An 18,261-nucleotide genomic window follows, 5' to 3' on the forward strand; every position below is an offset into this window, starting at 1 on the left:
CCTCGGTAATGGAACTTTATTCCGGAGGTGCGTATGAAGCTCGGCCTGAACCTCGGTTACTGGCAGCGCGACGCCGACGACGCCACGGAGACCGTCCTCGCCGCCGAACGACTCGGCTACGACTCGGTGTGGACCGCCGAGGCGTACGGCAGCGACGTGTTCACCCCGCTGGCCTGGTACGGGGCGCGTACGAGCCGGATCAAGCTGGGCACGTCGGTGGCGCAGATCTCGGCCCGCCCGCCGGTCACGACCGCGATGACCGCGATGACGCTCGACCACCTGACCGGCGGCCGGCTGCTGCTCGGCATCGGCGCCTCCGGCCCGCAGGTCGTGGAGGGCTGGTACGGGCAGCCGTTCGCCAGGCCCCTGGCCAGGACCCGCGAGTACGTCGAGATCATGCGCCGCGTGTGGCGCCGCGAGGAGCCCGTGACCAGCGACGGCGCCCACTACCCGCTGCCCCTGCCGGGCGGCCTGGGCAAGCCGCTCAAGCTCATCACCCACCCGCTGCGCCGCGACATCCCCGTCTACCTCGGCGCGGAGGGCCCGAAGAACGTCGCCCTGGCCGCCGAGGTCGCGCAGGGCTGGCTGCCGCTGTTCGCCTTCCCCGGCAAGATCGAGGAGATGTACGGCGACGCGCTGGCGGGCCGCGACCCCGGCTTCGAGATCGCCGCCATGGTGATGGTCGTCATCTCCGACGACGTCAGGGCCGCCCTCGACGGCGTCAAGATGATGCTCACGCTCTACATCGGCGGCATGGGTGCCAAGCAGCGCAACTTCCACGCCGACATCATCGGCCGCATGGGCTTCGCCGCGGCGGCCGAGCACATCCAGGCGCTCTACCTGGCCGGCCGCAAGGACGAGGCGTTCCGGGCGATCCCCGACGAGCTGGCCGACGGCATCTCGCTCGTCGGCCCGCCCGGCCGGATCAGGGAACGGCTCGAACTGTGGCACAAGAGCCCGGTCACCAGCCTGCTGGTGATGGGACCGCGCGACGAGCAGTCGCTGCGCACGGTCCGCGACCTCGTGCTCGGCTGATCCGCGCCGGGCCAGGGAGTCAGTCCGGCCGGGGCGCCGGGTCTTCGGTCACCGAGCGCAGCAGCGGCCTGCTCAGCGCGCCCGCGCCGATCACCCCCGCGAAGCCGGCGCCCACGCAGGCCAGCAGCGTGACCACGCCGCTCGTGCTCACTGCGCCGATCATGAACGGCATCGCGCAGAACGCGCCCACCAGGATCGCGCCGCCGCCCATCACGGCCATCGGGATCAGCGTCTCGGCCCGCCGGGCCCGGTCCAGGACCTCCAGGGGCGTGCCCGCCAGCCGCAGCAGCGCGTACGTCTGCCGCCGGTCCAGCACCGACGAGGCCGCGGTGATGCCCGCGCTGGCGATCGCCACCAGGAACGACACCGACAGCACCACGATCGTGCCCACCCGCACGTCGGCCAGGATCTGCAGGCCGAAGCGCTGGTCGTCGGCCTTCGTCGTCGGGGTGCGCCCCGGCACGAGGTCGCTCAGCGCGGTGCGCGCCCGGTCCACCACGACGTCGTCGGCGCCGCTGCCGAGCGCCGCGACCACGGTGTGCTTGACGGTCTTCACCGTGGCCGTGATGCCCGCCCGCGCGAGCCGGTCGCGGGCCTGGTCGGCCACCTTCGCCGTCTCCCCCACAGGCGCCACGACGCTGAGCTGGGCGGGCCCGGCGTCCCCGCCGAACGCGCCCGGGCTGAGCAGGCCGAGGAACCCGGCCACGAAGCCGGTCAGGGCCACGCCGCTGACGGTCCGCCAGGCCGAGCGCGGATCGTCCACCAGCCTGCGGGCCGCCAGCAGCCGCGCGGGCCGGCGCGCGGTCCCGGCCGCGACCTTGCCGATGAGGCCGACCACCCACGGTCCGGCCAGGTTCAGGCACAGGAACGCCAGCCCGAGCGCCACGGCCACGAGCGCCACGCTGGTCCCCCTGGTGAGCAGCGGGAAGACGGCCAGCACCGCGAGCAGCGCGAGCACGCGGACGAACCGCATGCCGGGCGGCGTCTCCCGCTTGGCCACGCCGAGCGGGCTGACCACGACCCGGCGCAGCCCGACCACCGCCGACAGCCCCACCAGCAGCGGCACCGCGACCAGCACGCCGGCCAGGATCAGCAGGTTCGGGAACAGGTCGGCGACGAACCAGGTGCCGCCCTGGATCGGGATGCGCGCCAGCAGCGGCACGGCCGCCCCGAACGCGACGGCCCCGGCCAGGGCCCCGGCGAAGGCGACCAGCACGGCCTCGGCCACGGTCATGCCGACCACCTGGCCCGGCGTCGCGCCGATCAGCCTGAGCGCGGCCAGCCGCTGGTCGCGCCGGGCGACGGTGAGCCTGGCCGCCGCGCCGCCGAACACCAGCAGCGGCACCACCATGAGCACGCTGGCGATCAGCGCCAGCACCTGGTACGCCTCGGCGTCCTCGCTGGGCGTGCCCGCCAGGGTCGCGACCTTGACCGGCGGCTTGCCGAGGATCCAGTCGTCGCTGCGCTCGGCGGTCATCGCGGGCGCGTCCGGCGCGTGGCCGACCACCGCGACCAGCTCCTCGGGCTGGACCAGCGCCTCGTCGCCGAGCACGCCCTTCGGCGCCGGGTAGCGCTTGGCCAGCCGGTCGGCGGGCAACTCGGCGGCCAGCTCGGACAGGGCGGGCGACAGCCACACCTCGCCGGGGGCCGGGAAGCGCGGCATGCCGGGCGGGGCGGGCGCCCCCGGCTTGAGCGCGGCCAGGTCGACGACGGTGATCGTCCTGCCGTCCACGTAGTCGAAGCGGGAGGCCTCGACGGCCACCGCGTCCTTCTGGGCCGCCGCCACGGGGTTGCGCCAGGCGCTGCGGTCGGCCCTGGCGCCGAAGGCGACGTTCGCGGCGACGGCGAACAGCAGCAGCGCCGTGGCCACCGCGACCGCGCCGAAGGTGAGCCAGGTGCCCAGCATGCCCCTGCGGCCGCCGCCCTTGAGCAGCCGCCAGGTCAGGTCGAGGTTCACGCGGTCACCCCGTGGGCGAGCAGGCGGCCGTCGCGGACCTCGACCGTGCGGTCGCACCAGGCGGCCACGTTGGGGTCGTGCGTGACGACGATCAGGCAGGCCCCGTTGTGCCTGGTCGCCTCGGTGAGCAGGCGCATGGTGTCCTGGCCGGTCTGCTGGTCGAGCGCGCCGGTCGGCTCGTCGGCGAAGACCACGGCGGGCTTGCTCACCAGCGCCCTGGCGATGGCCACGCGCTGGGCCTGGCCGCCGGACAGCTCGCCGGGCCGCCGGGTCTCCATCTGGTGCAGGCCGAGCAGCGGGAACCACTCGCGGGCCTGCCGTACGGCCTGGGCGCGCGGCACGCCGCCCAGCATGAGCGGGAGCGCCACGTTCTCCTCGGCGGGCAGCTCCGGCAGGAGCTGGCCGAACTGGAAGACGAAGCCGAAGCGGGTGCGGCGCAGGGCGCTGCGCTGGCGCTCGCCCATGGCGTCGATGCGCTGGCCCAGCAGGTGGACCTCGCCGTCGTCCGGCTTCATGATCCCGGCCAGGCAGTGGAGGAGGGTCGACTTGCCGGAACCGCTCGGGCCCATGATGGCCACGGCCTCTCCCGCCCGTACCGTGATGTCCACGCCGCCCAGGGCGACCGTCTGCCCGAACCGCTTGGCCAGGGCTCGTCCAACAAGCACGTCGTTCATGGCCCCAACCCTTCCGTGGCGGGCGGTGGCGGCGGATCGGCCGTGCGTCCATTTCGGCCTCGGCCGAACGGCTGATCCTTAGAGTTGAGGCGTGACTATTCGGGTTCTCATCGCCGACGACCAGCAGCTGGTGCGCACCGGCTTCCAAATGATCTTGGACGCTCAACCGGACATGGAGGTCGTGGCCGCCGTGGCCGACGGCGCCGAGGCCGTGGCCGAGGCCAGGCGGCTGCGGCCGGACGTGTGCCTGCTCGACATCAGGATGCCCAAGCTCGACGGGCTGGAGGTGACCCGCGTGCTGGCCGGGCCGGGCGTGGAGAACCCGATGCGGGTGGTCATCGTCACCACCTTCGACCTCGACGAGTACGTCTACGGCGCGCTGCGCGCCGGGGCCACCGGCTTCCTGCTCAAGGACAGCGGCCCCACGCTGCTCATCGAGGCGGTCAGGGCCGCCGCCGGAGGCGACGCGCTGGTGTCGCCGTCGGTCACCGTACGGCTGCTGCAGCACCTGACCCAGCCCAGGCGGGCGGCCGAGCCGCCGAACGGCCCGCTGACCGAGCGCGAGCTCGACGTCGTGCGCCTGGTGGCCAGGGGACGCACCAACCAGGAGGTGGCCGCCGAGCTGTTCGTGTCGCTGTCGACGGTGAAGACGCACCTGGGCAGCATCCAGGCGAAACTCGGTGTCCGCAATCGGGTGGGAATCGCAGCTTGGGCGTGGGAATCCGGCGTGGTGAGCTGATTAACAGCGGTGCTCACGGGATACAAGTGAGTCAGAACCTCAGCGCATGGCCCGGGGGGAGAACATCGTGCGCTACGCCCAGGCACCGCCAACCAAAGCTGCTTCCGCCGTATATGTGACGCTTGCCGCGCAGGTCCTCTCCCTGGGCGCCCTCGTGGTCTTCGAGCGGTCCCGCGGCCGTCATCTCGCCGTCCAGCTCGCCGCGTTCGGCGGCCGTCCCCACGGGGCGCAGGCGGAGGCGGTCGTGGGGGCGGTGACGACGTTCGCGGTGCTGATGATGCTGGTCGCGGGCACCTCCGTCGCCGCCGGGGCCGCCTACGTGACCTGGCTGGTGCGCGCCCGTCAGGTGAAGGACCGTTCCAGCCCCACCGGGCCGGTCGCGGCCGCGTGGCTGATCCCCGTCGTCAACCTGGTCGCGCCCGCGTTGCTGGTCGACGACATCTGGCGGCGGGCCAAGCCGCCGTCCGGGCGGCGCGGGCGGTGGCTGGTGCTGCTGACGGCGTGGTGGCTGAGCTGGCTGGGCATGCTGACGCTGGTCACGGTCCGCCTCCCGCTGGAGTCCGCCTCCGACGGGCTGACCGGGGTGGGGTTGCTGGAGCTGGGCGGCGCGGTGGTGGCGGCCCTGCTGTGCGCCGCCACCGTCCGCGAGGTCACCCGCGTCCAGCGGCTCGACGTGGCCGGACGGCTGCGCGATGCGGTCGCCGAGTCCGCGCCCGGCCCCGAGGTCGTGACCCGGCTGACCACCCGGCCCGCCCACGGCTCGGCCCCGTTCGGCCACACCGGCTGACGACCGCCGGCCCGGTACGGGGTCAGGCCGCCGTCGGGCCGGAGCTGCCGGGGCTGGCGTGCCAGAGCTGCCGGGGCGGGGCGGCGATGGCGGGGCCGAGGTCGGAGTAGGGCGAGAGCCGGAAGCCGTTGGCGTACTCGATCCTGCGTCCGCCGACGCCGGGCCGCTCTTCGGGGGCCCGGTCGAGCAGCGCGCGGACGGCCTCCACGCCCTCCGCCCGCCACAGCGCGTCCAGGTCGGCCAGGTTCCAGCAGTCGACGGCGCGCATGGAGACCGCGCGGGCCCCCGTACGGCGGACCACCCCCCTGGCCAGCATGAGCCACGAGCCGAACACCGTCGCCGCACACCTGCCCTGCACCGACTCGAAGAAGGTCAGGTCGACCGGCCCCGTCGAGTCGTCGAGGGTGGTGAAGATGACCCGCTGCCCCGAGCGCACGGCGGGCGTCTGGGTGGCCACCTTCACCCCCGCGACCAGCACCTCCGCGCCGTTGCGCTGGGCGAGCAGGTCCTTGGAGCGCACCACCCCGAGCGCGTCGAGCAGCTCGTCGTGGAAGCTGATGACGTGCCGGCTGACGTCGATGCCGAGGATCTCCAGCTCGGCCTCGACCATCTCCGTCTCCGTCATCTCGGGCAGCTCGCCGGGCGGCAGGTGCTCGCCGAAGCCGAGCGGCAGCTGTGTGGACGGCGGCTCGGCCCGGGGGCGCGGCGGCGCCGCGGTGTAGCGCCTGGACCGGGGCGCGGCCGAGCGCACGCCGATCGACGACGCCCGCTCCAGCGCCCCCACCTGGGCGATCAGGTCGCGCCGGGTCAGCTCGCCCGGACGCCAGCGGGGGCCGCCTGGACGCAGGCCGTGCAGCGCGTCGAGGCCGCCGACCTGGACGATGCGCTCGATGGTCGGGCGCGAGGGCCTGGCCCGGTCCCAGAAGTCGGCCAGCGACGTGTACGGCTGCCCGGCCACCATGCGTTCGACCTCGGCCTCGCTCACCCCCTTGATCGCCGAGAACGGCACCCGCAGCGCGTAACCGCGGCCGATCTCCCCGATCCTGAACTCCTGCCGCACCGGACGCCGCTCCTCCCCCAGCTCCGACGGGCTCACCCTGAGCCGCAGCGGCGGGCGCGGGCCGAGCCGTTCCACCCGCCAGTCCTTGCCGGACCCGTTGACGTCGAGCGGCAGGATCTCGACCCCGCACTGCCGGGCCTCGTCGATGATGACGCGCGGCGGGTACATGCCGGGCTCGTGGGTGAGCACCCCGGCGAAGAACGCCGCCGCGTGGTGCCGCTTGAGCCAGGCCGACTGGTAGGTGGGCAGCGCGAACGCCGCCGCGTGCGCCTTGCAGAACCCGAAGGCGCCGAACGCGTCGAGCACCTTCCAGGCCCGCTCCACCGCCGCGTCGCCGAACCCGTTGGCCCTGGCCAGCGGCACGAACGCCTTGCGCACCCGCTCCCGGCCCTCCGGCGTGCCGAGGGTGCGCCGCAGGGTCTCGGCGAAGGACAGGTCGCGTCCCGTCATCACCGAGATGATCTTCAGTACCTGCTCGTGGAAGACGACCACGCCGTGCGTCTCCTTCAGCGCCTCGCGCAGCCGGGCGTGCGGGTAGTACGGCTGCCGCCACCCGTGCCTGGCCTCCAGGTAGGGGGTGACCATGTCGGAGTTGACCGGCCCCGGCCGGAACAGGGAGATGTCCACGATCAGGTCGTGCATCCGGCGCGGCTCCAGCTTGGCCACCAGCTCCCGCTGGCCCGGCGACTCGATCTGGAAGCAGCCGAGCGTGCGGCTGGCGCAGATCATGTCGTAGGTCTCCTGGTCGTCGTGCGGGACGTACTCGACGCCGGGGTCGTCGCCGGCCTGCTCGTCCAGCCTGACCTCGATGTCGTCCACGCGTTTGATCTCGCTCAGCGTGTACGCCATGGCCGACTGCATCCGCACGCCCAGCACGTCCAGCTTGAGCAGGCCGGCCTCCTCCACGTCGTCCTTGTCGAACTGGGACATCGGGAACTCCAGCAGGCTGCGTTCCACCGGCGTCCTGTCGCGCAGGCCCGAGTTGCCGACCAGCACGCCGCACGGGTGCAGCGCGATGTGCCTGGGCAGGCCGTCGAGCTTCTCGGCCAGCCGGAACACCCGGTCGAGCCCGGCCTCGCCGAGCCGGCTCTCGCGCAGCTCGGGCAGGTCGGCCAGGGACGCGGTGATCTGCCTGGCCCTGATGTGCGGGAACGCCTTGGCGATGGCGTCGATCTCGTGCGGCGGCAGGCCCATCGCGCCGGCGACGTCCCTGATGGCGCTGCGCGCGCGGTAGGTCTCCATCATGGACACGCAGGCCACGCGGGCCTCGCCGTAGCGTTCGAAGATGGCCTTGTAGCAGTCGAGCCGGCGGGCCGACTCCACGTCCACGTCGATGTCGGGCAGGCCGACGCGGCCCTCCGACAGGAAACGCTCCATGAGCAGGCCGTGTTCGAGCGGGTTCACCTCGCCGATGCCGATGAGGTAGTTGACCAGGCTGCCGGCGCCCGAGCCGCGGATGGCGCAGCGGATGTCCATGCCGCGGATCATGTCGGTGATGCCGGCCACGGCGATGAAGTACCCCGACAGGCGCTTGCGCTCGATGACGTCCAGCTCGGCCCGCAGGCGTTCCCTGGCCTCCCCCGAACGGTCGAGGCCGCGCCTGACCAGGCCGTCCTCGACGCGGTTGCGCAGCAGCGGCACCGGGTCGCGGCCGACCTCGGGCAGGTTGAGGTCGGGCGGGTCGTTCCTGAGCGCGAGCAGCCGCAGCGGGTCCATCGAGCACGCCTCGGCCAGGCGCCTGGTGGTGGACAGCAGCCGGGCCACCCGCTCCCGGTCGGCGCCGCAGACCTTGGCCGCCACCTGCCACATCTCCTTGGTGCTCTTGAGGTAGGCGTGCGAGGTGGTGCTCTCCAGGTGCCGCGGGTGCAGCGGGACGAGCCGGCGGGCCGCGTCGAGCACGTCGCCGACCTGGTGGTCGGCCGGGTCGAGGTAGCGGGCGGCGTTGGTCAGCACGGCCGGCACGCCGGCGGACTCGGCCAGGCCGAGCATGCGGACGGCCGTGATGGCGTCGCGGAAGCCGTACTGGTCGACCAGTTCGATCACCACGCCGGGGACGGCGGCGCGCCACCGGCCGAGCAGCGTCCTGGCCTGCTCGTCGCGGCGTTCGGCGATCGCCCGGCCGACGTCGGAGCGCGGCCCGAGCAGCACCACGAGCCCGTCCTCGGCGCCGAACCCGTGGTCGCCGCCCGCCGGCCCGGCCCAGGCGCCGACCAGCTCGCGGGTCACCTTGGGCGCGCCGCGCTCGCCGGCGGCGTGCGCGGCGGTGACCAGGCGGCACAGCCGCGACCAGCCGCCGGAGCGGGCCAGCACGGTGACCCGGTCCTCCGCGCCGGGCCCGGTCGCGGGCCGCGGCGCGCGCAGGCCCGGCGCGGGCGTGCGCGCCGGGACGTCGAGCGCCAGGTTCACGCCGACCACGGGGGCGATCCCGGCGTCCGCGCACGCCTGGACGTGCTTGACCACGCCGTAGAGCCCGTCGCGGTCGGTCAGCGCGAGGATGTCCATGCCGTGTTCGACGGCCCGTTCCACCAGGGCGTGCGGGAAGGCGGTGCCGTACCTCATGGAGTAGGCCGAGGCCACGTCGAGGTGCGGGAACGGGGGCGCCATCAGTCCCACGCCCGCAGCAGCAGCCAGCCGTCGCCGGCGGTGTCGTAGCGCAGCTCGTACGAGCCGACCTCGCGCCCCGGGCTCGCCTCCACCCGCCAGAAGCGGCGCTCGCCGGGGTCGCCCTCGCCGGTCTTCCACCACTCGCGCGCCACGACCCAGTGGTCGAGCACGTTGCGGACGAGGTAGAGCCGGTCGCGCCAGACGAACTGGGTCGGCTCGCCGTCTCTGGTCCACACCTCTATCGGATCGCCATAGAGTCTGCTCAAGACGCTTCTCCCCGCGGCTCTGGTTCCTTTGCTGAGCCACCCGGGGGAAGACGGGCGCTTATGTATCGAACATATGTTCTTACGGCCCGAAGCGCAAGTCGCCCGCCCGCCGCGTCAGGGGGTTGGCGCCGATCGAGTTGCGGATGCTGAAGGTGACGCTGCCCGCCCGGTAGCGGTCGTCGGAGGACTCCACCGGGCGGCCCTCGTGCGTGGTGGTGACGCGGCGCTGGCGCAGGAGCGGGCTGCCACGCCGCACGCCCAGCAGCCGGGCGTCCCCGGCGCCGGCGGGCACGGCGTCGATGAGGTGCTCGCCGTAGGCGAAGATCAGGCCGACGGACTCGTACAGGGCCTCGGTGACGGACGCGCAGTCGGCGGCCAGCGCCTCGACGGCGGGGGCCACCCACTCGGCGTAGACGGTCCGCTCGACCAGGACGGGCTCGCCCTCCAGCGAGCGCAGGCGCAGCACCTCCAGCACCTCGCCCCCGCCGAACCTGGCGGACTCGGGCGCGGTGGCGGCCCGGCGGCGCTGGGAGATCACCTGGCCGCCGATGCGGTAGCCGTTGGCCCTGGCCCACTGGGCGAAGCTGTGCAGCTCGGCGAAGCTCTGGCTGCGCGCGTTGCCGAGCACGATCCGCCTGGCGCCCTGCCTCGACCCCACCAGCCCCTCGGCGACCAGCACGGCCACCGCCTGCCGCACGGTCCCGCGCGCCGCCCGGTGCCGGGTGGCCAGCTCGGCCTCGCTCGGGAGCTGGGAGCCGACCGGGTACGCGCCCGCCAGGATGTCATCTCGCAGCTCAGCGGCTATCCGTTCATAGCGCGCAACCATTCGCGACCTTCTCCATTCACGAAAGAGCAATGTTTATGCGACTTACTGGTGCTCGCTTGTTTGTACAAGTTCCCTTAGGTTCTTTCCACACCCCCCGGAGAGTGGAGGCGACGTGTTCACACCTCGCGCCCGTACGGCCGGCGTCATCGCGGCCCTTACCGTTGTCACCGCGGCGTGTGGCGCCGCCCCGAGCAGCCAGCAGACCACCAAGACGGCCGAAGGCGGGGCGAACGCGGCGACCGCCGCCTCCGCCGCCGACTTCGGCGGCTTCGACAAGCTCGTCGAGGCCGCCAAGAAGGAGGGCAACCTCCACGTCATCGCGCTCCCGCCCGACTGGGCCAACTACGGCGAGATCATCAAGTCGTTCGAGGCCAAGTACGGCATCAAGATCGAGAGCGAGACGCCCGACGCGGCCAGCGCGGACGAGATCAACGCCGTCAAGACCCGCAAGGGCCAGGACCGCGCCCCCGACGTGCTCGACCTCGGCCAGTCGTTCGCGATCAGCGGCGCCAAGGAAGGGCTGTTCGCGCCGTACAAGGTGCAGTCGTTCGACAAGATCCCCGAGGGTCAGAAGGAGCCGACCGGGCTCTGGACCAACGACTACGGCGGCTACGTCTCGATCGGCTGCGACGCCAAGAAGATCGCCAACTGCCCGACCAGCTACGCCGACCTGCTCAAGCCCGAGTACAAGGGCAAGGTCGCGATGAACGGCAACCCGACCAAGTCCGGCTCGGCCTTCGCCGGCGTGTACGCCGCCGCGATCGCCAGCGGCGGCTCCTTCGACGACATCCAGCCCGGCATCGACTTCTTCAAGAAGCTCAAGGACGCCGGCAACTACAACCCGGTCGAGACGACCCCGGCGACCATCGAGAAGGGCGAGACCCAGATCAGCATCGACTGGGACTACAACAACGCCGCCTACGCCCCCCAGATGGCCGCCAAGGGCCTCGACTGGAAGGTGAACGTGCCGACCGACGGCAAGTACTTCCAGATGTACGCCCAGGCCGTCAACAAGGACGCCCCGCACCCGGCGGCGGCCAGGCTGTGGCAGGAGTACCTCTACAGCGCCGAGGGCCAGAACCTCTACCTCAAGGGCTTCGCCCGTCCGGTGCTGCTGCCGTCCATGACCTCCGACGGCACGGTGGACAAGGCGCTGGCCGCGAAGCTGCCCCAGGTCGAGGGCACGCCCGAGTTCCCCACGCCCGAGCAGGTCGACGCGGCCAAGGCCAAGCTGGCCAGCGGCTGGGACGCCGCGATCTCGGGATGACCCGCCCGCGTTCCAGGGGCTGGGCCGGCGCCCTGCCCCTGCTGGCCTTCTTCGCCCTCGTCTTCGGGGTCCCGGCGGTCGCGCTGGTCGCGGGGGCCTTCACCGTCCAGGGACGGCCGAGCCTGGCCAACCTCGCGCAGAGCCTGCAGGGCGGTTACCTCGTCGCCATGGCCGGGAGCGTCAAGCTGTCGGCCGTGGTGGCGCTGGCCGGGGCCGTCCTCGGCACGTTCCTCGCCTACGCCGTGGTGACCTCGCGCTTCACGCTGCTGCGCGAGGCCGTGCTGACCGCTTCGGGCGTGCTGGCCAACTTCGGCGGGGTGCCGCTGGCGTTCTTCTGGATCGCCACGCTGGGCAACTCGGGCGTGATCAGCGGCCTGGTGGGGCTGCCCTCGGGGTCGTTGTACACGTTCTGGGGGCTGGTGATCGTCTACCTGTACTTCGCGATCCCGCTGATGGTGCTGGTCATGGCGCCCGCGCTGGACGGGCTGAAGCCCCAGTGGCGCGAGGCCGCCGCCAGCAGCGGCGCGACCGCCTGGCACTACTGGCGCTTCGTCGCGCTGCCGGTGCTCGCGCCCGCGATGCTGGGCGGGGTGGTGCTGCTGTTCGGGTCGGCGTTCTCGGCGTACGCGACCGCCAACGCCATGGTGGGCACCGTCGTGCCGCTGGTCACCCTGAAGATCGCCAGCGCGCTGACCGGTGACGTGCTGGTCGGCTACGAGAACATCGCGCTGGCGCTCAGCCTGGACATGATCGTGGTGGCCGGGCTGGTGATGGCGATCTACCTGCCGCTGCAGAGGAGGAGCTCCCGATGGCTGCGCTGACCGGGCTGGAGCCCGTCGCCGCGGCGGCGGCGAAACCGCCCGCCCGGCCCCGCTGGTGGCGCGGCCTGGTGTTCGCCCTGGCCGCGGCCTACTTCCTGATCCCGCTCGGCGCCTCGCTCTGGTACACGGTGCACAACCCGGCCACCGGGGTGTCGTTCTCCGCCTACGGCGAGCTGCTGACGGCCGAGGGCTTCGCGCGCTCGCTGCTGCTGTCGCTGTCGCTGGCCGCCGCGACGATCGTGCTGGTCCTGCTGCTGGCGCTGCCCGCGATGCTGGCCGTACGGCTGTTCGCGCCGCGGCTGCGGCCGGTGATGGAGGTGCTGTGCACGCTGCCGCTGGTGGTGCCGCCGATCACGTTCGTGGCCGGGCTGACGACGTCGTTGCGTGACGGGGCCGACATCCTGGCGCCGACGCCGTTCTGGGGCACGCTGATCGCGATCCAGGACCCGGGGTTCCCCGTCGTGCTCGTGCTCGCCTACGTCGTGCTGGTGCTGCCGTTCGTCTACCGCTCGCTGGACGCCGGGCTGCGCACCATGGACGTGCGCACGCTGGTCGAGGCCGCCCGGAACCTGGGCGCGTCCTGGCCGCACGTGCTGCTGCGGGTCGTGGTGCCGAACCTGCGCTCGGCCCTGGCCAGCGCGTCGTTCCTGACGCTCGCGCTGGTGCTGGGCGAGTACACGGTGGCCAGCCTGCTCGGCTACGAGCCGTTCGCGGTCTGGATCGTGACCGTCTCCGGCTCCAAGGGTCAGCTGTCCGTCGCGGTCTCCATCCTCAGCCTGCTGCTGATCTGGGCGTTGCTGCTCGCCGTCTCCACCGTCTTCAGTGGAAGGAAGAAATCATGACCGCTGCGGTGGAGTTCCGCGGGCTGCGCCGGGTGTTCGGCAGGACGGTCGCGCTCGACGGGTTCGACCTGACCATCGCCCCCGGCGAGTTCGTCGCCCTGCTGGGGCCGTCGGGCTGCGGCAAGACGACGGCGCTGCGCTGCGTGGCCGGGTTCGAGCGGCCCGACTCCGGCGCGGTGCTGCTGGACGGCAAGGACATCACGAACGTGCCCGCCAACAAGCGCGACGCCGGGATGGTCTTCCAGTCCTACTCGCTCTTCCCCAACCTCAACGCCCGCGACAACGTGGCCTTCGGCCTGCGCGTGCGCAAGGCGCCCGCGGCCGTCCGGCACGCCAGGGCCGCCGAGCTGCTCGAACTCGTCGGTCTCCCCGCGCACGCCGACCGTTTCCCGCACCAGCTCTCCGGCGGCCAGCAGCAGCGCGTCGCCCTGGCCCGCGCGCTCGCGCTCGAACCGCGCGTGCTGCTGCTCGACGAGCCGCTGTCGGCGCTCGACGCCAAGGTGCGGGTGACGTTGCGCGAGGAGATCCGCCGGTTGCAGCTCGACCTCGGCATCACCACCGTCTTCGTCACCCACGACCAGGAGGAGGCCCTGTCGATCGCCGACCGGGTCGCGGTGCTGCGCGAGGGACGGCTGGAGCAGTGCGGGCCGCCCGCCGAGGTCTACGACCGGCCCGCCACGCCGTTCGTCGCCGAGTTCGTCGGGGCCATGAACCACCTGGCCGGGCGGCTGTCCGGGGACGGCGTCACCGTGCTCGGCCAGCTCCTTCCCGTGGACGGCCCGGCGCCCGCCGAGCCCGACGTGGACGTGCTGATCCGGCCCGAGGCCGTCCGGGTCACGCCCGACCCGGACGGCCGCGCCGAGGTGCTGGCCGCGTCCTTCCGGGGGGCCTCGGTGCGGCTGCGGCTGTCGCTGGAGGGCGGCGAGGTGCTGGCCGACGTGCCGGGGCACGAGGCGGCCCGGCTGGGGGCGGGGGCCCGCGTCACGGTCCGGCTGGTGGAGCGTCCGGTGCTGGTGGCCGCCCGTACGGTGACGGCGCCCGCGCCGGTGTTGTCGGCCGATGCCTGACAGGCCGGCCGACGCGATCGTGTCCGGCGCGGTCCCGTCCTCTTCGGACGGCATGCCGGACGCGGTCCCGTCCTCCTTGGACGGCATGCCGGACGCGGTCCTGTTCGACATGGACGGCACGCTGGTGGACACCGAAGGGCTCTGGTGGCAGGCCGCGGCGTCGGTGGCCCGGTCGCTCGGCCGGGCGCTGACGGCCGCCGACGCGCCGCACGTGACGGGCCGCACGGTGGGCGACACGGCCGCGTACCTGGTGGCCGGGGTCGGCGGGATGAGCGGCGGGGCGAGCGTGGAGGGGGTCGCGGGCGCGCTCACCGAGGCGTTCGCCGAGCGCGTCAGGACCGGGCTGACGGTCGTGCCGGGGGCGCCGGAGCTGCTGGCCGAGCTGGCCGCGGCGGACGTCCCGACCGCACTGGTGACCGCCTCCCCCCGCAGCATCGTGGAGCTGGTGCTGCCCCGGCTCGGGCACGCGTTCGACCTGGTGATCGCCGACGAGGACACCGCCCGGGGCAAGCCGCACCCGGACCCGTACCTGGAGGCGGCCCGCAGGCTGCGGGTGGCCCCGGCGCGGTGCGTGGCCGTCGAGGACAGCCCGGCGGGCGTGGCCGCGGCCACCGCCGCGGGCTGCCGCGTGCTGGTGGTGGACCCCGCGCGCGGGCTGGCCCAGGTGCGGGCCGGGCTGCGCGGCGCTCCCCCGCACGGGGGATGAACCCGCCTCCCGCAGGGGAGGGACGGGCCCGCGGGCGTCGGCAGGATCTCGTGCATGAGCCCCGAGGTGAGAATTGTCAGGACGCCCGCCGTCGCGCTGGCGCTGGTCGTCCTCTACGGCGGCCTGCGCGTCTACTGGGAGCTCGGCCACATGCCGGAGCGGATGTCGCCGATCGGGTCCGACCTGATCGTGTTCACCGGCTGGGCCGCGGTGGGCCTGTGCGCGGCGGCCGCGGCGGCGCTGGTCGTCCTGATGGCCGCGCGCCCGGACGGCCCGCTGGGATGGGCGCCGCCGGCGCTGGCCTGGGCGGTGGGCGGCGCGCTCATCGTGTCGGGGGCGCTGCTGCTGCTCGACGTGGTGTCGGTGGTCGTCCCGGGGCTCGGCATGCCGTTCTCGTGGGCGGGGGCGCTCAGCAAGGCGGGCTGCGTGGGCTCGGGGGTGCTGCTCTGGCGGTCCGCCGCGGCCTACCGGCGGCGGGCCGCGGGGGCCTGCGCGGCGTGCGGGCGGCGTTCGTCCCGGGTGCTCGCGCGTACGCCGGGGTGGGCCTTCGCGGCGGCCTACGTCTCCGTGGCCGGCTGCCTGGCGCGGATCGCGGCGCAGGCGGCCGTCGGGTTCGACGTCGTGCCGTACCGTGCCGGAGCGGTGGCGTTCGAGATCGAGTTCCTGCTCGCCGGGACGCTGCTGCCGCTGGCGCTCGTCCACCGGTTCGGGCGGGTGTGGCCGGGATGGGTGCCGTGGCTGGCCGGGCGCCCGGTGCCGCGCCGGCTGGTGTTGTGGCCGGGGGTGGGGGTGTCCGGCGGGCTGCTGGCCTACTTCGGGGTGGCGCTGGGGCAGATGGCCGCCGAACGGCTCAGCGGGGGCGTGCCGTTCTCCGGGGGCGATCTGCCCGAGGCGTTCTTCTGGGTGGCCGTGCCCGGGTACGTGGTGTGGGGCGCCGGGATGGCCGTGGCGGCCTGGTCGTACGCGCGGCGTACGCGCATCGCGTGCGCGTCCTGCGGCGGATAGCCGCGATCGGTAAGCTGGGCCGCCGTGAGCGGTGATATATCCCAGATCGGGCGCTACCGGCTGCTGAGCGTGCTCGGGCGGGGCGGCATGGGCACGGTCCACCTCGCCGAGGATCCCACTGGGCAGCGGGTCGCCATCAAGGTGATCAATCCGGAGCTCAGTCAGCACGAGCAGTTCCGGATGCGCTTCCGCCGGGAGGCGGACGCCGCTCGCCGCGTCCGCAGGTTCTGCACCGCCGCGGTGATCGAGGCCGCGCTCGACGGCGACCTGCTCTACGTGGTCACCGAGTACGTGCCGGGCCCCAATCTGGAGGAGGCCGTACGCCAGTCGGGGCCGCTGCGCGGCTCCAGCCTCGACGCGCTGGCCGTCAGCGTGGCCACGGCGCTGACCGCCATCCACGGCGCCGGGGTGGTCCACCGTGACCTCAAGCCGTCGAACGTGCTGCTGTCCCCCGTCGGGCCGCGCGTGATCGACTTCGGCATCGCGCGGGCGCTCGACACGCTGGGCGGCGTCACCGGCACCGGCGAGCTGGTCGGCACGCCCCGGTACATGGCCCCCGAGGTGCTGCGCGGCGAGCCGGTCTCGCCCGCCTGCGACGTGTTCTCGTGGGGCTGCCTGATCGCGTACGCGGCGAGCGGACGGGCGCCGTTCGGCGGCGACACGCTGCCCTCCATCGTCTACCAGGTGCTCAACACCGAGCCCCGCCTCGACGACGTCGATCCCGGCCTGCGCGAGCTGGTCGGGGCCGCGCTGCGCAAGGACCCCGCCGTGCGGCCCACCGCGCAGCAGCTCCTCGACCACCTCGTGGGCCGCTCGGCGGCGCCCGAGCAGGCGGCGCACACCGTGCAGGTGGCCTGGCAGCACGCCACCACCCCGTTCACCGAGGCCGCGCCCACTGCTGCCGACACGGCGGCCAACACGGCGGCGAAGCGGCGCGGCAGGCTGCTCGGGATCGGCGCGGCCGCCGCGGCGGTGCTGGTGGCCGCCGCGGCGACGGCCTGGGCGGTGCTCACTCCGAGCGGGCCGCCCGACGACCTGGGCGTCCTGTACCGCGAGGACTTCACGCAGACCTCCGGCGGCTGGCTCGGCACCTACGACCCCGACACCACGGGCAGCAAGGGCTACCGCACGGACGGCACGTACGGCCTCGACGTGGAGGACGGCCGCGAGGAGCAGTGGGCGAAGGCCCCGATCCCCTTCCTCGTCGCCACGCCCACGAACACCCCCGACCCCTCCGCCACGCCCACGCCGATGTTGCCGTCGTCGGTGGTCGTCGGCGTCACCGCCGAGATCCGGGAGTACGCCGGCAGCGGCGAGTACGGCATCTACTGCCACAACTCCGACGACGACGACACCTACTACGAGTTCGGCCTCGACACCGAGGGGAACGCGCGGATCCGCCGCGTGTACGACGGCGCGGGCGGCACGCTGACCCAGCCCGCCAAGGTGGCCAAGCCGGAGGGCCGGGTGCGCATCGTGGCCTCGTGCGAGCAGCGCGGCACCGGGGTGCGGCTGACGATGTGGGTGAACGACAAACGGGTGCAGCAGGCCGACGACCCCAACGGGCTCGGCAACGGGTACGTCGGGCTCTTCGCGCGTACGCCCAAGGACAGCGAGTCGTCGCTGAAGATGACGTTCGACGACTTCGAGCTGCGGGGGCAGAAGGAGGAGCCCTAGACGGGCGGCCCGCGTTCCCGGCGGCCATCGGGGTAGGGGGTGTGCATGGCGAAGCTCATGGACCGGGTGCGCGCGTACCTGCGCAGCCCTGAAGGCAGGCAGACCGTCGAGAAGGCCAAGCGCATGGCCCGAGACCCGCAGAACCAGGAGAAGGCCCGGCGTTTCCTCGACCGGCTCCGCCCCCGCCGCCACTGACCAGCCCGCGGCCGCCTCTCCCGGGCGGCCGCCCGCACGGGCGGCCTCTCCGCGGCCGCTTGCGTCGGCTGCCTGTTCGCGGCGGCCTCTTCGCGGCGGCCTCTTCGCGGTGCCGCTTCCGTCGGTCGCTTCCGTCGGTCGCTTCTTGCGGCTGCCGCTCTGATCGGGGTTCTCAGAGGATCCCGGCGCGGGCGGCGGCCAGGGCGGCGTCGGCGGCGCGGTCGGCGTCCCGCTCGCTCACCGGCTCGTGCGCGACGAACAGCCGGTAGTAGACCGGGGCGACGGCCACCCTGATCACCTCCCGGACGTCGACGACGTCGGGCAGCTCGCCACGGGCGATCGCGCGCCGCACCACCTCGGCCGACTGGTCGTGCCGGGCGGCGAAGAACGCGTGCAGGGCCCGCGCCGCCTCCGGGCTCTGGACGGCCGCCGCCACGAACGCCGACGACACCGGCCCCAGCTCCGGGTCGGCGAACCCGCCGCGGACGAGCTGGACGACCGCCCGCAGGTCGCCCTCGACGCAGCCGGTGTCGGGGATCGGCCACGGCTCGTCCTTGGCCAGCTCCAGGGCGTCGGAGATCAGGCCCTCCACGTTGCCCCACCGCCGGTAGACGGTGGTCTTGTGCACGCCCGACCGCTCGGCCACGTTCTCGACCGTCAGGCCGCGGAAGCCATGGGCCGCCAGCTCGGCCAGGGTCGCCTGGCGCACGGCGTCGCGAACTCGCGCGCTGCG

17 protein-coding genes are annotated in these 18,261 nt (G+C 73.6%); 11 read left to right on the forward strand and 6 right to left on the reverse strand.

Going from position 1 to position 18,261, the window contains the following annotated elements; all coding sequences use genetic code 11:
- Positions 1-33 precede the first annotated feature (33 nt).
- The gene (locus tag ACIBK9_RS27105; protein WP_397161778.1) at positions 34-1,035 is read left to right on the forward strand and encodes an LLM class F420-dependent oxidoreductase; all 1,002 of its coding nucleotides are present in this window, start codon (positions 34-36) and stop codon (positions 1,033-1,035) included.
- 19 nt (positions 1,036-1,054) lie between these two features.
- On the opposite strand, the gene ACIBK9_RS27110 is transcribed toward ACIBK9_RS27105, so the two are convergent.
- Together ACIBK9_RS27110 and ACIBK9_RS27115 are read right to left on the reverse strand one after the other, a co-directional pair.
- The gene (locus ACIBK9_RS27110; RefSeq protein WP_397161779.1) at positions 1,055-2,992 is read right to left on the reverse strand and encodes an FtsX-like permease family protein; all 1,938 of its coding nucleotides are present in this window, start codon (positions 2,990-2,992) and stop codon (positions 1,055-1,057) included.
- Entirely contained in the window at positions 2,989-3,666 is a 678-nt protein-coding gene (locus ACIBK9_RS27115) for an ABC transporter ATP-binding protein (RefSeq protein ID WP_352323488.1), read from the reverse strand. The genes ACIBK9_RS27110 and ACIBK9_RS27115 overlap by 4 nt, the downstream gene beginning before the upstream one ends.
- 91 nt (positions 3,667-3,757) lie before the next feature.
- Here ACIBK9_RS27115 and ACIBK9_RS27120 point away from each other — a divergent pair, with 91 nt between their 5' ends.
- Complete coding sequence (locus ACIBK9_RS27120; RefSeq protein ID WP_387678912.1) at positions 3,758-4,405, forward strand: response regulator; 648 nt, start codon at positions 3,758-3,760, stop codon at positions 4,403-4,405.
- A gap of 115 nt (positions 4,406-4,520) precedes the next feature.
- Positions 4,521-5,192, forward strand: coding sequence for a DUF4328 domain-containing protein (locus ACIBK9_RS27125; RefSeq protein WP_397161780.1), 672 nt, complete (start codon positions 4,521-4,523; stop codon positions 5,190-5,192).
- A gap of 22 nt (positions 5,193-5,214) precedes the next feature.
- On the opposite strand, the gene ACIBK9_RS27130 is transcribed toward ACIBK9_RS27125, so the two are convergent.
- The 3 genes from ACIBK9_RS27130 to ACIBK9_RS27140 form a co-directional block, all read right to left on the reverse strand.
- Complete coding sequence (locus ACIBK9_RS27130) at positions 5,215-8,856, reverse strand: DNA polymerase III subunit alpha (RefSeq protein ID WP_397161781.1); 3,642 nt, start codon at positions 8,854-8,856, stop codon at positions 5,215-5,217.
- Positions 8,856-9,122 carry a DUF6504 family protein gene (locus ACIBK9_RS27135; RefSeq protein ID WP_352323492.1) on the reverse strand — a complete coding sequence of 89 codons (267 nt, stop codon included), beginning with the start codon at positions 9,120-9,122 and terminating at the stop codon, positions 8,856-8,858. The genes ACIBK9_RS27130 and ACIBK9_RS27135 overlap by 1 nt, the downstream gene beginning before the upstream one ends.
- Before the next feature lie 79 nt (positions 9,123-9,201).
- Entirely contained in the window at positions 9,202-9,948 is a 747-nt protein-coding gene (locus ACIBK9_RS27140) for a GntR family transcriptional regulator (protein ID WP_352360631.1), read from the reverse strand.
- A 112-nt stretch (positions 9,949-10,060) separates the two neighbouring features.
- On the opposite strand from ACIBK9_RS27140, the gene ACIBK9_RS27145 reads away from it, so the two are divergent.
- Genes ACIBK9_RS27145 through ACIBK9_RS27180 form a run of 8 tightly spaced genes read left to right on the forward strand, consistent with a single transcriptional unit; the run spans position 10,061 to position 17,528 of the window.
- Positions 10,061-11,215, forward strand: a complete 1,155-nt coding sequence (locus ACIBK9_RS27145) for an ABC transporter substrate-binding protein (RefSeq protein WP_358007763.1) — start codon at positions 10,061-10,063, stop codon at positions 11,213-11,215.
- Positions 11,212-12,036, forward strand: coding sequence for an ABC transporter permease (locus ACIBK9_RS27150; RefSeq protein WP_397161782.1), 825 nt, complete (start codon positions 11,212-11,214; stop codon positions 12,034-12,036). The genes ACIBK9_RS27145 and ACIBK9_RS27150 overlap by 4 nt, the downstream gene beginning before the upstream one ends.
- Complete coding sequence (locus ACIBK9_RS27155) at positions 12,024-12,878, forward strand: ABC transporter permease subunit (protein WP_364336370.1); 855 nt, start codon at positions 12,024-12,026, stop codon at positions 12,876-12,878. Before ACIBK9_RS27150 ends, ACIBK9_RS27155 begins: the two co-directional genes overlap by 13 nt.
- A complete protein-coding gene (locus ACIBK9_RS27160) occupies positions 12,875-13,945 on the forward strand; it encodes an ABC transporter ATP-binding protein (RefSeq protein WP_387678899.1) in 1,071 nt (356 codons plus the stop codon). The genes ACIBK9_RS27155 and ACIBK9_RS27160 overlap by 4 nt, the downstream gene beginning before the upstream one ends.
- Positions 13,938-14,651: an HAD family hydrolase gene (locus ACIBK9_RS27165; RefSeq protein WP_397161783.1), complete on the forward strand. Its 714-nt coding sequence runs from the start codon at positions 13,938-13,940 to the stop codon at positions 14,649-14,651. Before ACIBK9_RS27160 ends, ACIBK9_RS27165 begins: the two co-directional genes overlap by 8 nt.
- Positions 14,652-14,705: 54 nt before the next feature.
- Positions 14,706-15,656: a hypothetical protein gene (locus ACIBK9_RS27170; RefSeq protein WP_397161784.1), complete on the forward strand. Its 951-nt coding sequence runs from the start codon at positions 14,706-14,708 to the stop codon at positions 15,654-15,656.
- Positions 15,657-15,680: 24 nt separating this feature from the next.
- Positions 15,681-17,333: a serine/threonine-protein kinase gene (locus ACIBK9_RS27175; RefSeq protein WP_397161785.1), complete on the forward strand. Its 1,653-nt coding sequence runs from the start codon at positions 15,681-15,683 to the stop codon at positions 17,331-17,333.
- A gap of 45 nt (positions 17,334-17,378) precedes the next feature.
- Positions 17,379-17,528, forward strand: coding sequence for a hypothetical protein (locus tag ACIBK9_RS27180; protein WP_358294834.1), 150 nt, complete (start codon positions 17,379-17,381; stop codon positions 17,526-17,528).
- A gap of 172 nt (positions 17,529-17,700) precedes the next feature.
- Here ACIBK9_RS27180 and ACIBK9_RS27185 read toward each other — a convergent pair whose 3' ends face one another.
- Positions 17,701-18,237, reverse strand: a complete 537-nt coding sequence (locus ACIBK9_RS27185; RefSeq protein WP_387678887.1) for a TetR/AcrR family transcriptional regulator — start codon at positions 18,235-18,237, stop codon at positions 17,701-17,703.
- Between the last annotated feature and the right edge of the window lie 24 nt (positions 18,238-18,261).

This window comes from Nonomuraea sp. NPDC050227, from assembly GCF_044459705.1.
Lineage (GTDB): Bacteria > Actinomycetota > Actinomycetes > Streptosporangiales > Streptosporangiaceae > Nonomuraea.